This window comes from Pantoea sp. T14, assembly GCF_036663535.1.
In the GTDB taxonomy this organism is placed as follows: Bacteria; Pseudomonadota; Gammaproteobacteria; order Enterobacterales; family Enterobacteriaceae; genus Pantoea; species Pantoea phytostimulans.
The window spans coordinates 84,448-96,897 of sequence record NZ_JAWUEB010000002.1; the positions used below are offsets into that span (position 1 = coordinate 84,448).

At 52.4% G+C, this 12,450-nt stretch carries 10 protein-coding genes and 1 other RNA gene; 8 read left to right on the forward strand and 3 right to left on the reverse strand.

From position 1 onward, the window contains the following. Window positions 1-80: 80 nt before the first annotated feature. Window positions 81-1,319 (forward strand): phosphoglycerate dehydrogenase, encoded by a 1,239-nt coding sequence (gene serA / locus SC127_RS00675; RefSeq protein ID WP_215845676.1) that lies wholly within the window; start codon window positions 81-83, stop codon window positions 1,317-1,319. Between the two features lie 178 nt (window positions 1,320-1,497). Here the strand turns inward: serA and SC127_RS00680 are convergent, their stop codons facing one another. The 3 genes from SC127_RS00680 to zapA all read right to left on the reverse strand — a co-directional run bounded on the left by SC127_RS00680 (window position 1,498) and on the right by zapA (window position 2,735). Continuing rightward, window positions 1,498-2,091: a 5-formyltetrahydrofolate cyclo-ligase gene (locus SC127_RS00680; protein WP_215845677.1), complete on the reverse strand. Its 594-nt coding sequence runs from the start codon at window positions 2,089-2,091 to the stop codon at window positions 1,498-1,500. A gap of 91 nt (window positions 2,092-2,182) precedes the next feature. Beyond that, window positions 2,183-2,366, reverse strand: a non-coding RNA gene (gene ssrS, locus SC127_RS00685) — 6S RNA. A gap of 39 nt (window positions 2,367-2,405) precedes the next feature. Then, complete coding sequence (gene zapA / locus SC127_RS00690; protein ID WP_215845678.1) at window positions 2,406-2,735, reverse strand: cell division protein ZapA; 330 nt, start codon at window positions 2,733-2,735, stop codon at window positions 2,406-2,408. Between the two features lie 171 nt (window positions 2,736-2,906). Between zapA and SC127_RS00695 the strand changes: the two genes are divergently transcribed. The 7 genes from SC127_RS00695 to gcvP all read left to right on the forward strand — a co-directional run bounded on the left by SC127_RS00695 (window position 2,907) and on the right by gcvP (window position 12,207). Beyond that, the gene (locus tag SC127_RS00695; protein WP_215845679.1) at window positions 2,907-3,485 is read left to right on the forward strand and encodes a YecA/YgfB family protein; all 579 of its coding nucleotides are present in this window, start codon (window positions 2,907-2,909) and stop codon (window positions 3,483-3,485) included. Window positions 3,486-3,595: 110 nt separating this feature from the next. Next, the gene (gene pepP / locus SC127_RS00700; RefSeq protein WP_243079024.1) at window positions 3,596-4,918 is read left to right on the forward strand and encodes a Xaa-Pro aminopeptidase; all 1,323 of its coding nucleotides are present in this window, start codon (window positions 3,596-3,598) and stop codon (window positions 4,916-4,918) included. Further along, window positions 4,915-6,093: a 2-octaprenyl-6-methoxyphenyl hydroxylase gene (ubiH, locus tag SC127_RS00705; protein ID WP_332624876.1), complete on the forward strand. Its 1,179-nt coding sequence runs from the start codon at window positions 4,915-4,917 to the stop codon at window positions 6,091-6,093. The genes pepP and ubiH overlap by 4 nt, the downstream gene beginning before the upstream one ends. Window positions 6,094-6,107: 14 nt before the next feature. After that, the gene (gene ubiI, locus SC127_RS00710) at window positions 6,108-7,310 is read left to right on the forward strand and encodes an FAD-dependent 2-octaprenylphenol hydroxylase (protein WP_215845682.1); all 1,203 of its coding nucleotides are present in this window, start codon (window positions 6,108-6,110) and stop codon (window positions 7,308-7,310) included. Between the two features lie 438 nt (window positions 7,311-7,748). Then, window positions 7,749-8,846, forward strand: a complete 1,098-nt coding sequence (gene gcvT, locus SC127_RS00715) for a glycine cleavage system aminomethyltransferase GcvT (protein ID WP_332624877.1) — start codon at window positions 7,749-7,751, stop codon at window positions 8,844-8,846. Between the two features lie 22 nt (window positions 8,847-8,868). Next, window positions 8,869-9,255: a glycine cleavage system protein GcvH gene (gene gcvH, locus SC127_RS00720; RefSeq protein WP_215845683.1), complete on the forward strand. Its 387-nt coding sequence runs from the start codon at window positions 8,869-8,871 to the stop codon at window positions 9,253-9,255. A gap of 78 nt (window positions 9,256-9,333) precedes the next feature. Then, complete coding sequence (gcvP, locus tag SC127_RS00725; protein WP_332624878.1) at window positions 9,334-12,207, forward strand: aminomethyl-transferring glycine dehydrogenase; 2,874 nt, start codon at window positions 9,334-9,336, stop codon at window positions 12,205-12,207. The last annotated feature ends 243 nt before the right edge of the window (window positions 12,208-12,450 follow it).

The following is a 12,450-nucleotide window of genomic DNA, read 5'->3' on the forward strand; positions in this document are numbered from 1 at the left end:
TGCCGGACGCGTAAATTTTGATATTTTGACAGAAGGCTGGCTTATGGTAGCCCTCGTTGAATACTGAATAGGGTCGGGAAATGGCAAAGGTATCACTGGAAAAAGACAAAATTAAGTTCCTGCTGGTGGAAGGTGTCCATCAGAGCGCGCTGGATAATCTGCGTGCAGCAGGTTACACCAATATTGAATTCCACAAAGGTGCATTGGATTCGGAGGCGTTAAAAGCATCCATCCGCGATGCGCATTTTATCGGTATCCGTTCCCGCTCCCAACTGACTGAAGAGATCTTTGCAGCAGCTGAAAAGCTGGTCGCTGTTGGCTGCTTTTGCATTGGGACCAACCAGGTCGATCTGGATGCTGCTGCCAAACGCGGTATTCCGGTCTTTAATGCGCCATTCTCAAATACCCGTTCGGTAGCCGAACTGGTAATTGGTGAAATGCTGTTGATGCTGCGTGGTATTCCAGAAGCCAATGCCAAAGCGCATCGCGGTATCTGGAACAAAAACGCGAAAGGCTCGTTTGAGGCTCGCGGCAAGAAGCTTGGCATCATTGGATATGGCCATATCGGTATGCAGTTAGGCGTGCTGGCTGAAAGCCTGGGCATGCATGTTTACTTTTATGACATCGAAAATAAACTGCCGTTGGGCAACGCAACACAGGTGCGTGGTCTTAATGAACTGCTGAACCTGAGCGATGTCGTCACGCTGCATGTACCTGAAACACTGTCGACGCAAGATATGATCGGTGCAGATCAGCTGGCGCAGATGAAGCCAGGCGCGCTGCTGATTAACGCTTCACGTGGCACGGTTGTTGATATTCCAGCCCTGTGTAATGCATTGGCGAGTAAGCATGTCGGTGGTGCTGCAATCGACGTATTCCCGGTGGAGCCAGCAACCAACAGCGATCCATTTATCTCTCCGCTTAGCGAGTTTGATAACGTGATTCTTACGCCACACATTGGTGGTTCTACCGAAGAAGCGCAGGAGAATATCGGGATCGAAGTAGCCGGTAAACTGGCGAAATATTCCGACAACGGTTCTACGCTTTCTGCGGTGAATTTCCCAGAAGTGTCGCTACCAATGCATGGTGTCAGCGCCAGCCGTTTGCTGCACATCCACGAAAACCGTCCGGGCGTGCTGACGGCAATCAACCAAATATTTGCTGAGCAGGGCATTAACATCGCTGCGCAGTACCTACAAACGTCGCCATATATGGGTTATGTGGTGATTGATATTGATGCTGAGAAAGAGCTGGCTGATAAAGCACTGAACCTGATGAAAGCCATTCCGGGCACGATACGCGCTCGTTTGCTTTACTGATCATTATCTCCGTCATACTTCAAGCCGCAGATGCGTTGGCTATGTTAGCTCACCCGGGTCACTTACTTGTGTAAGCTCCTGTGGATGAGCTAACTTGTCGCCTTCCTGCAACGCCCATTATTTAGGGTATAGAAGCGGATATACATACGGTAAGAGGCGCTGTCTAGCGCCTCTTTTTTTATTCCCATTGCCAGAGCTTTGACGGTGTTAACACCGCAGGCAGCGGTACATCCCATTCCGCAACCGGCAGCGCATCGACCAGTTGACAATCATGCGCCAAACCAACCGGTAAAAAGCCATGCTGTTTCCAATTCTGCAACGTGCGGTCATAAAAACCGCCGCCCATGCCCAACCGTTGTCCCTGACGATCAAACGCCACCAGAGGCACCATCATCACATCAATTTGATCAAGCGTAATCAGATGACGGATATCGAGTGGTGGCTCAGGAATGCGCAGCTTGTTGAGCGTGAGAGAGGTCTCTGGCGTGTAGCGCATAAACAGCAGATTTCCGGGTGAAAAGGGATGCAGCACCGGCAGGTAAACCTGTTTTCTTTGTTGCCAGAGTTTAGCAATCAGCGGGCGCGTGTTGAGTTCACCATCTACCGATAAAAACAGGGCGACGTTTTGTGCTTCAGTGATGGGGGCGAGATTGATGGCATGTTCGGCAAGAAGGTCAGCAGCATTTTCTTGCTGATCGTCGGTTAAGGCACGGCGCAAATGACGCACATGTTGACGAATATCCTGACGCAGTAAAAAAGAGGGTTCTGACATGGTTTCCCCACAGGATAAGCCGCTGAAGAAGCAAACTATATCATGCATTGCAATCATGCAACGTGGGGAAGAAAACCAGGACTACAAAGAAGAGATCTCCGAGATGCCGCCGTAGGCTGTAACCCTTGAACCCTTGGTTCAAGGTGAATATGCCGTCGCAACCATCAGGCTTCTCGGACGGACCGAGCATGCTCACAGGTTACGGAGCGTCACATTCTGTTTTTTTGAAATATCGGCTCAGGGGACTGGCCCACATGCAAACATCTCAGAGAAAATTTACCTCACCGTTACTCTATCATAGCAACCATGAAGTTTTATTCGAACTTCGCATCTTCGCGATCAGTAATGCGACCTTGCTCAACTAATGCCTGTTCAATCGTCTGCTGCAACATTCTAATACGTTGTTCCATATTAGCAGCATAATCGCGCGTCTTGCCTTTTTCTTGTGCCAACTCGTGGCAGACGTTTAACGCGGCGATGAACACCAGTTGTTCTGTATTGGTGACTCTAGTGCGAACTTTTAAATCTTGCAACCGTTGATTGAGATCTTCAGCCGCAGTATTCAGCGCATCTTGCTGTTCAGGCGGACAATTCACTCTCAACGAACGACCAAAAATTTGTAAATCTACCGGTTGTGCAGACATGCCACCCTTCCTGACTGATTACTTAGCCCGCAACTCCCTTAGCAGTCAATGGCTTGGGAGGCGGGCAACTATATAGACCCGCGAAATAAGTTACAACCCCTTTTCTGGAAACCTTGAGGCAGCTAGTGGTAGCATAACACGAACTTATTCCGCCAACGACGATGAAAACTTATGTCCTTACAGAACGCAACTCCTGATTACAACGCACTAGCGGCGGCGCTCTCTCAGCAGGGTGTTGGCATGACACCGGCAGAAATGCACGGACTGATTAGCGGCATCCTGTGTGGCGGAAATCAGGACACGAGCTGGAAAGCGCTGGTCCACGATCTGGCCAACGAAGGCATGGCTTTTTCGCAAAGCCTGTCGCTGCCGCTGGAATCGCTGCATGAAAATATTGCCACTGCCTTGGAAGATGACGGTTTTCTCTTTCAACTGATGTTGCCAGATGAAGATGACATCACGGTATTTGACCGCGCCGACGCGCTGGCTGGCTGGGTAAATCATTTCCTGCTTGGCCTTGGTGTGACGCAGCCTAAGCTTGATAAAGTCACAGGCGAAACCGGCGAAGCGATTGATGATTTACGCACCATTGCGCAGCTTGGTTATGACGAAGATGAAGATCAGGAAGAGCTAGAGCAGTCGCTGGAAGAGGTGGTTGAGTATGTGCGTGTAGCGGCACTGCTGTGTCATGACACCTTTACCCGACCGCAACCGACTGCGCCTGAAATGCAGAAACCAACGCTACACTAAGCCAGGTATTTCAGGACGCCGACGGGCGCATTTCAACAGCGTCTTCTTTAACCGCGTGCTTGTAAACCGCGTTCTTATCAACAGCGTTCTTATAAACAGGGAGTGCAGACATGATTTCACTGGAAACTTTTCAGCAGCGTCGTCAGGCGCTGTTAGCTAAGATGGCACCCGGCAGCGCAGCATTGATTTTTGCCGCGCCGGAAGTGACGCGTAGCAATGACACCGAATACCCGTTTCGTCAGAACAGCGATTTTTGGTATTTCACCGGTTTCAACGAGCCGCAGGCGTTGTTGGTGCTGATTAAAAGCAATGAAACGCATAATCACAGCGTGTTATTCAACCGTGTCCGCGATCTCACTGCTGAAGTCTGGTTTGGACGCCGTCTGGGGCAAGACGCTGCCCCCGCTAAACTGGCCGTGGATCGTGCGCTACCCTGGGACGATATCGGCGATCAGCTGCATTTGCTGTTGAATGGCCTGGACGTGGTTTATCACGCACAAGGCGAGTATGCCGAAAGCGACACTTTGGTGTTTAACGCTCTCGAAAAATTGCGTCGTGGTTTTCGCCAGAACTTGAGTGCGCCCGCAACGGTCACCGATTGGCGTCCTTGGGTGCATGAAATGCGCTTGTTCAAAAGCCCGGATGAGATTGAGATCCTACGCCGGGCAGGAAAAATCAGTGCGCTGGCGCATACCCGCGCCATGGAAAAATGCCGTCCTGGGATGTTTGAATATCAGCTGGAAGGCGAAATTCTTCATGAATTTAGTCGCCACGGTGCACGTTTCCCTTCCTATAACACTATCGTCGGCTCAGGCGAGAATGGCTGCATTCTGCATTACACCGAAAATGAATCTGAATTGCGTGACGGCGATTTAGTGCTGATTGACGCCGGCTGTGAATTCCACGGTTATGCAGGTGATATCACCCGCACCTTCCCGATAAACGGTAAATTCAGCCAGCCACAGCGCGAAATCTACGACATCGTACTCGCTTCGCTCTACACCGCATTGTCGCTGTTCCGTCCCGGAATCAGCATTCGCGAAGTGAATGATGAAGTGGTGCGTATCATGATCACCGGCCTGGTCGAGTTGGGCGTACTGCAAGGTGATGTTGATGCCTTGATCGCTGAAGATGCACATCGTCAATTCTACATGCACGGTTTGAGTCATTGGATGGGATTGGATGTCCACGACGTGGGGCATTACGGCACCCCAAGTCGCGATCGTATCCTTGAACCTGGCATGGTGTTAACCATCGAACCGGGTCTCTACATCGCGCCAGACGCAGACGTGCCAGCCGAATACCGCGGCATTGGTATCCGTATCGAAGATGACATTGTGATCACTGAAACCGGTAACGAAAATCTCACCGACAGCGTAGTGAAAGACCCGGAAGCGATTGAAGCCCTGATGGCGGCGGCACAGCGCGCATGAGTATTATCATTGCGGGTGGCGGTATGACTGGCGCAACGCTGGCGCTGGCGATTTCACATCTTACGCAAGGCACGCTGCCGGTGACGTTGATTGAAAGTATCGAACCCGCCAGTCGCGCCCATCCCGGTTATGATGGACGTGCAATTGCGCTTGCCGCAGGAACATGCCAGCAGTTAGCGGATATCAATATCTGGCGCAGCCTTGAAAGCTGCGCAACGCCGATTACGCGCATTCACGTTTCGGATCGGGGCCATCTCGGCTTTGTTTCCATGACCGCAGAAGAGCAGGCTATTCCGGCGCTGGGGCAGGTGGTAGAACTGTTTGATGTTGGGCAACGTTTATTTGCCGCGTTGAAAAAGGCGCCTGGTGTGACCTTGCGTTGCCCGGCCCGCGTTATGCAGGCGACGCGCACGCAAGATAAGGTGCAGGTGACGCTGGATAACGGCGAACAGCTGGAAAGCGCTTTATTAGTGGCGGCAGACGGTTCACGTTCTGCGCTTGCTGCATCATGCGGCATTCAGTGGCAAACCGAGGATTATCATCAGTTGGCGTTGATTGCCAACGTCACTACGCAGCTTCCACATCAGGGCCGCGCTTTCGAGCGTTTTACGGAACACGGTCCTTTAGCGTTATTACCGATGTCAAACAATCGACTATCGCTGGTGTGGTGCCATCCGCTTGCTGCACGCAGCCAGATTGAAAGCTGGAGCGACAGCGAATTTCTTTTTCAGCTACAGCGCGCATTCGGTTGGCGTTTAGGTAAGTTTATTCAAACGGGTCAGCGCGAATGTTATCCGCTGGCCTTACAGCAGGCGACGCAGCAGGTTACGCATCGCGTCGCGGTGGTGGGCAATGCAGCACAAACGCTGCATCCAATTGCAGGACAGGGCTTTAACCTTGGACTGCGTGATGTGATGTCACTGGCGGAAACTGTGGCGGCGGCGCATCGTCACCAGCAGGATGCTGGCAGTTACGCGGTATTACACCATTATCAGCAGCGTCGTCAGCACGATCGCGACACCACAATTGGCATCACGGATGGATTAGTGCGCCTGTTCGCCAATAGCCACGCGCCGCTGATTGTTGGCAGAAATCTGGGCTTACTGGCGATGGATCATCTGCCGTGGCTGCGAAATCAACTGGCTGAGCGCACGCTTGGCTGGGTTAAGCGTTAATTTAAGGGGCAGCGATGCAAACTTTTGATGTGGTGATCGCCGGTGGCGGCATGGTAGGTCTGGCCGTTGCCTGTGGTTTGCAGGGCAGTGGACTGCGCGTTGCCGTGCTAGAGAAGGCGGCTGAACCGCAATTTACTGCCAAAGCCTTGCCTTCGATTCGCGTGTCGGCTATCAACGCCGCGAGCGAACGCTTGCTGCAAAAGCTGGATGTCTGGCCGACGATTTTGTCGCTGCGCGCCAGCGCTTATCACGGCATGGAAGTCTGGGATAAGGATAGCTTTGGCTCCATCTCATTTGACGATGAACACCAAGGGTTGTCACATCTTGGCCATATTATTGAAAATCCGGCGATCCACAGCGCCTTGTGGCAACGCGCCACTGCCTGCAGTGATGTCACGTTAATAGCACCTTCACAGCTGCAACAGGTCGCTTTTGGTGACAATGAAGCCTTTATCACCCTGCAAGATGGCAGCATGGTAAGCGCGCGTTTGCTGATTGCCGCTGACGGTGCTAATTCGTGGCTGCGCAACAAAGCCGATATTCCCGTCACCTTCTGGGATTATGATCATCACGCTTTGGTTGCCAATATTCGCACCGACTTGCCGCATGATGGCATCGCACGGCAGGTGTTTCATAGCGACGGCATTCTGGCGTTTCTGCCTATGCAAGATCCGCATCTTTGTTCCATTGTCTGGTCGCTGTCACCGCAAGAATCAAGCCGTCTTGAAACCATGCCTGAAGCGCTGTTTAATCAGCAACTGGCGGTGGCATTCGATATGCGTCTTGGCTTGTGTCATTTGGAAAGTGAGCGCAAATCATTCCCGCTTACGGCGCGCTATGCACGTAACTTTGCAGCACACCGTCTGGCGTTAGTCGGCGATGCCGCGCACACCATTCATCCGTTGGCAGGCCAAGGGGTAAATCTCGGTTTTATGGATGCGGCAGAGTTGATTGGCGAAATTCGTCGCCTTCATCAGGAAGGTAAAGATATCGGCCAGCACCTCTATTTGCGCCGTTACGAGCGCAGTCGCAAACACAGCGCGGCGCTGATGCTGGCGAGCATGCAGGGTTTTCGTGAACTGTTCGCGGGTAATAACCCAGCGAAAAAGCTGCTACGTGACGTTGGCCTGAAACTGGCAGACACGTTACCAGGTGTGAAACCAATGATGTTAAAGCAGGCGATGGGCCTGAACGATATGCCGGACTGGCTACGTTAATTCCTTATCCCATTGTTTATGAAGCCAGCATTTTGCTGGCTTTTTTTATGCCTAAAAAGGCATTGCACCATAAAAAGGCAGGCCCGCACCGCGATTGTGCCTCGTTTGATTTATTCTAATTTTGCGCGCTTGTTCGCATTACTTTTATTTATCCAAAAGCTTTTTCGCCAAAGTGATTTTTTAACATCCTGCGAGTCATTACGCATAAATTTACTGCATATAAACTCCACAACTGCATTTAATGCGTGATAAATCACAAAATTGTGGTTTTTTATCCTGACACAATAAAAAGTTCGCTACGCTAGGTGCCTCGTTTCGACCTCGTTCTGCTTATGGTTAAACGCCACATTCGGTGGTAACGTCAACCCAAAGAGAACGTTTGCGTCGGCGCTAAATTTGACGCACGTTGAACCTCACTCGCTTTTGCACAGGATGGTTATGACTCAGCAAACCCCTTTGTTTGAACAGCATCAAAACTGCGGTGCCCGCATGGTGGATTTTCATGGCTGGATGATGCCGCTGCATTACGGCTCTCAGATGGATGAACATCATGCCGTGCGTAATGATGCGGGCATGTTTGATGTCTCCCATATGACTATTGTCGACCTTAAAGGCCCACGCACGCGTGAATTCCTCCGCTATCTGTTGGCCAATGATGTCGCGAAACTGACCCAATCTGGCAAAGCGCTTTACACCGGGATGCTGAACGCATCGGGTGGCGTTATTGACGATTTAATTGTTTACTTTATGACCGAAGGGTTTTTCCGTTTAGTGGTGAACTCCGCGACGCGTGAGAAAGATCTCGCCTGGATCGCTGAACATGCGGAGGGCTACGGAATTTCGCTGACTGAGCGTGACGATTTAGCGCTGATTGCTGTTCAGGGGCCACAGGCGCAGCAAAAAGCGCAGACGCTGTTCAGCGCCGAGCAGCGTCAAGCGGTAGAGGGCATGAAGCCATTCTTCGGTGTGCAGGCGGGCGACTTATTCATCGCGACGACCGGTTATACCGGCGAAGCGGGCTATGAAATTGCACTGCCTGCAGGCGAAGCAGCAGATTTCTGGCAGCGTTTAGTCGCCGCTGGCGTTAAACCTGCTGGTTTGGGCGCGCGCGATACGCTGCGTCTGGAAGCGGGGATGAATCTCTACGGTCAGGAAATGGACGAAGGTGTCTCTCCGCTGGCGGCCAACATGGGTTGGACGGTGAGTTGGGAACCCAGCGATCGTCAGTTCATCGGTCGCGAAGCGCTGGAGTCGCAGCGTAAGCAGGGCACTGAAAAACTGGTGGGTCTGGTCATGACTGAAAAAGGGGTGCTGCGTAACGGCTTAACAGTTCGCTTTACTGATGAACAAGGTCAGCCACAACAAGGCATTATTACCAGTGGTTCCTTTTCTCCCACTTTGGGTTACAGCGTCGCCCTTGCCCGCGTTCCGGCTGGCGTAGGCGACAGCGCAGTGGTAGAAATTCGTAACCGCGAAATGCCGGTGAAGGTAACCAAACCCATTTTTGTCCGCGCCGGTAAACCGGTCGCACAATAAATTTTATTCAGGAGAAATGGCGATGAGCAATGTGCCAAGTGAGTTGAAGTACCGTGATAGCCACGAGTGGGTGCGTAAAAACGCTGATGGTTCTTATACCGTTGGCATTACAGAGCACGCACAAGAGTTACTTGGCGACATGGTGTTCGTTGATTTGCCAGAAGTTGGCGCAACGTTTAGCGCAGGTGAAGAGTGCGCGGTAGCGGAATCTGTTAAAGCCGCTTCCGATATCTACGCGCCAATCAGCGGTGAAATTGTTGCCGTCAACGAAGCCTTGGGCGATTCGCCTGAAACGGTTAACAGCGATCCTTATGAAGGTGGTTGGCTGTTCCAAATCAAAGCCAGCGATGAGTCAGAGCTCGACTCGATGCTGGATGCTGATGCTTATAAAGCGTCCATCGACGAGTAATCGTTGAGCGGCCTCATGCAGAGGCCGCCATTATTTTTGCACTTTCAGTTCCCCAGCCCGATTCAGGATTTACTGCTAATGACCCAGACTCTCAGCCAGCTTGAACATAACGGTGCATTCATTGAGCGCCATATCGGTCCTTCACCTGAGCAACAAGCGGTGATGCTTGACGCTATCGGCGCCAGTTCGCTGGAGGCGTTAATCGGCTCCATCGTTCCTGCGGATATCCAACTCCCGGGGCCACCAGCTGTAGGTGAAGCCGCTACTGAGCAGCAGGCGCTGGCGGAGCTGAAAGCTATTGCCAGCCAGAATCTGCGTTACAAATCCTGGATCGGCATGGGATACAGCGCGGTCATCACACCGCCCGTTATTTTGCGTAACATGCTGGAAAATCCAGGCTGGTACACGGCATACACGCCTTATCAGCCTGAAGTTTCACAAGGTCGCCTTGAAGCGTTGCTGAACTTTCAGCAGGTAACGATCGATCTGACCGGTATGGATATCGCCTCTGCATCATTACTCGATGAAGCCACCGCTGCTGCCGAAGCCATGGCGATGGCAAAGCGCATCAGTAAGCTGAAAACCGCGAACAAATTCTTTATTGCCGATGATATTCATCCGCAAACTCTGGATGTCGTACGTACCCGTGCAGAAACCTTTGGTTTCGAATTGATCATCGATCGCGCCGATAAAGCGTTGGATCACGACGATCTGTTTGGTGTATTGCTCCAACACGTGGGCACAACTGGCGAAGCGCATGACTACAGCAAACTGATTACCGAGCTGAAAGCGCACAAAGTAATTGTCAGTGTCGCCGCCGACTTTATGTCACTGGTGATGTTAGAAGCGCCAGGCAAGCAGGGTGCAGATATCGTTTTCGGTTCTGCGCAGCGTTTCGGTGTTCCGATGGGCTACGGCGGGCCACACGCCGCTTTCTTCGCCAGCCGTGATGAGCACAAGCGTTCTATGCCAGGCCGCATTATCGGGGTTTCTCGTGATGCTGCAGGCAATACTGCGCTGCGTATGGCGATGCAAACCCGCGAGCAACATATTCGCCGTGAGAAAGCTAACTCCAACATCTGTACTTCGCAGGTGCTGCTGGCCAATATCGCGGGCCTTTATGCGGTGTTCCATGGTCCGGTCGGCTTGAAGCGCATCGCTTCGCGTATTCACCGTTTCACCAATATTCTGGCTGCGGGCCTGCAAAATGGTGGCTTGAAGCTGCGTCATCATCACTGGTTTGACACGTTAACCGTTGAAGTTGCGGACAAAGCAGCGGTGCTGAGTCGTGCTGTCAGCTTTGGCGTTAACCTGCGCAGCGACATTCATAATGCTGTTGGCATCACATTGGATGAAACCACCTGTCGTGAAGACATCAGCGCGCTGTTCGCCATTCTGTTAGGTGATACGCACAATCAAGATATCGATAAGCTCGACGGTGAAGTCGCCGCAGACAGCCAGTCAATCCCGGCAGGTCTGCAACGTCAAAGTGAAATCCTGACCCATCAGGTCTTCAACCGTCATCACAGCGAAACTGAGATGATGCGTTACATGCACAGCCTGGAGAAAAAGGATCTGGCGCTGAACCAGGCGATGATTCCACTAGGTTCCTGCACCATGAAACTCAACGCCGCAGCGGAAATGATCCCTATTACCTGGCCTGAGTTTGCTGAACTTCATCCATTCTGCCCGGCTGAGCAGGCAACCGGTTATCTGCAGATGATTGGTCAACTGTCGCAGTGGTTGGTGCAACTTACCGGTTACGACGCACTGTGCATGCAGCCGAACTCTGGCGCGCAGGGCGAATACGCGGGTTTACTGGCAATTCGCCGTTATCACGAAAGTCGCAACGAAGGCGATCGCCACCTTTGCCTAATCCCAAGTTCAGCACACGGTACTAACCCCGCTTCTGCGCAGATGGCAGGCATGGACGTGGTGGTGGTGGCGTGTGATAAGCAGGGCAACATTAATCTGGGCGATTTGCGCGAGAAAGCCGCGCAGGCTGGCGATAAACTTTCCTGCATCATGGTGACTTATCCGTCAACGCACGGTGTGTATGAAGAAACCATTCGTGAAGTGTGCCAGATCGTTCATCAGTACGGCGGTCAGGTTTACCTTGATGGCGCAAACATGAACGCTCAGGTCGGCATCACCACGCCAGGTTACATCGGCGCGGATGTTTCGCACCTGAACCTGCACAAAACCTTCTGCATTCCACACGGCGGCGGTGGCCCAGGCATGGGACCGATCGGCGTGAAAGCGCATTTAGCACCGTTTGTGCCAGGCCACAGCGTAGTACAAATTGACGGCGTACTGACACAGCAGGGCGCAGTATCCGCTGCCCCGTTTGGTAGCGCTTCAATTCTGCCAATCAGCTGGATGTATATCCGCATGATGGGCGCTGAAGGTCTGAAGCAGGCGAGTTCTGTCGCGATTCTGAATGCCAACTACATCGCCAGCCGTTTGCAATCCGCTTATCCGATTCTCTACACCGGCCGTGATGGTCGCGTGGCGCATGAATGTATTCTCGACATTCGTCCGCTGAAAGAGCAAACCGGCATCAGCGAGCTGGACATCGCTAAGCGTCTAATCGACTACGGCTTCCATGCTCCAACTATGTCCTTCCCGGTTGCCGGCACGCTGATGGTTGAGCCAACCGAGTCTGAAGGCAAAGTGGAGTTGGATCGCTTTATCGACGCGATGCTGTCAATTCGCATGGAAATTGATCGCGTAGCCGACGGCGAATGGCCTGCGGAAGATAACCCGTTGGTCAACGCGCCGCACACCCAGATGGAAATTGTTGGCGAATGGGCGCATCCGTACAGCCGCGAACTGGCGGTATTCCCGGCAGGTAATCACAACAAATACTGGCCGACGGTAAAACGTCTGGATGATGTGTTTGGGGATCGTAATTTGTTCTGTTCCTGTGTACCGATGAGCGAGTACCAATAATTTACCCGTCCTACCCGTCATACTTCGCGCTGCAGATGCGTTGGCTGCGTTAGCTCACCCCGGTCACTTACTTATGTAAGCTCCCGGGGATGAACTCACTTGCCGCCTTCCTGCAACGCGAATTATTTAGGGTAAGCCCGTCATACATAACGCTGCAGATGCGTTAGCTGCGTTAGCTCACCCCGGTCACTTACTTATGTAAGCTCCCGGGGATGAACTCACTTGCCGCCTTCCTGCAACGCG

Bases quoted from the DNA above. Each gene is read 5' to 3' on its own strand.
- serA (WP_215845676.1), top strand. From the start codon at position 81: ATGGCAAAGGTATCACTGGAAAAAGACAAAATTAAGTTCCTGCTGGTG.
- SC127_RS00680 (WP_215845677.1), bottom strand. From the start codon at position 2,091: ATGTCAGAACCCTCTTTTTTACTGCGTCAGGATATTCGTCAACATGTG.
- zapA (WP_215845678.1), bottom strand. From the start codon at position 2,735: ATGTCTGCACAACCGGTAGATTTACAAATTTTTGGTCGTTCGTTGAGA.
- SC127_RS00695 (WP_215845679.1), top strand. From the start codon at position 2,907: ATGTCCTTACAGAACGCAACTCCTGATTACAACGCACTAGCGGCGGCG.
- pepP (WP_243079024.1), top strand. From the start codon at position 3,596: ATGATTTCACTGGAAACTTTTCAGCAGCGTCGTCAGGCGCTGTTAGCT.
- ubiH (WP_332624876.1), top strand. From the start codon at position 4,915: ATGAGTATTATCATTGCGGGTGGCGGTATGACTGGCGCAACGCTGGCG.
- ubiI (WP_215845682.1), top strand. From the start codon at position 6,108: ATGCAAACTTTTGATGTGGTGATCGCCGGTGGCGGCATGGTAGGTCTG.
- gcvT (WP_332624877.1), top strand. From the start codon at position 7,749: ATGACTCAGCAAACCCCTTTGTTTGAACAGCATCAAAACTGCGGTGCC.
- gcvH (WP_215845683.1), top strand. From the start codon at position 8,869: ATGAGCAATGTGCCAAGTGAGTTGAAGTACCGTGATAGCCACGAGTGG.
- gcvP (WP_332624878.1), top strand. From the start codon at position 9,334: ATGACCCAGACTCTCAGCCAGCTTGAACATAACGGTGCATTCATTGAG.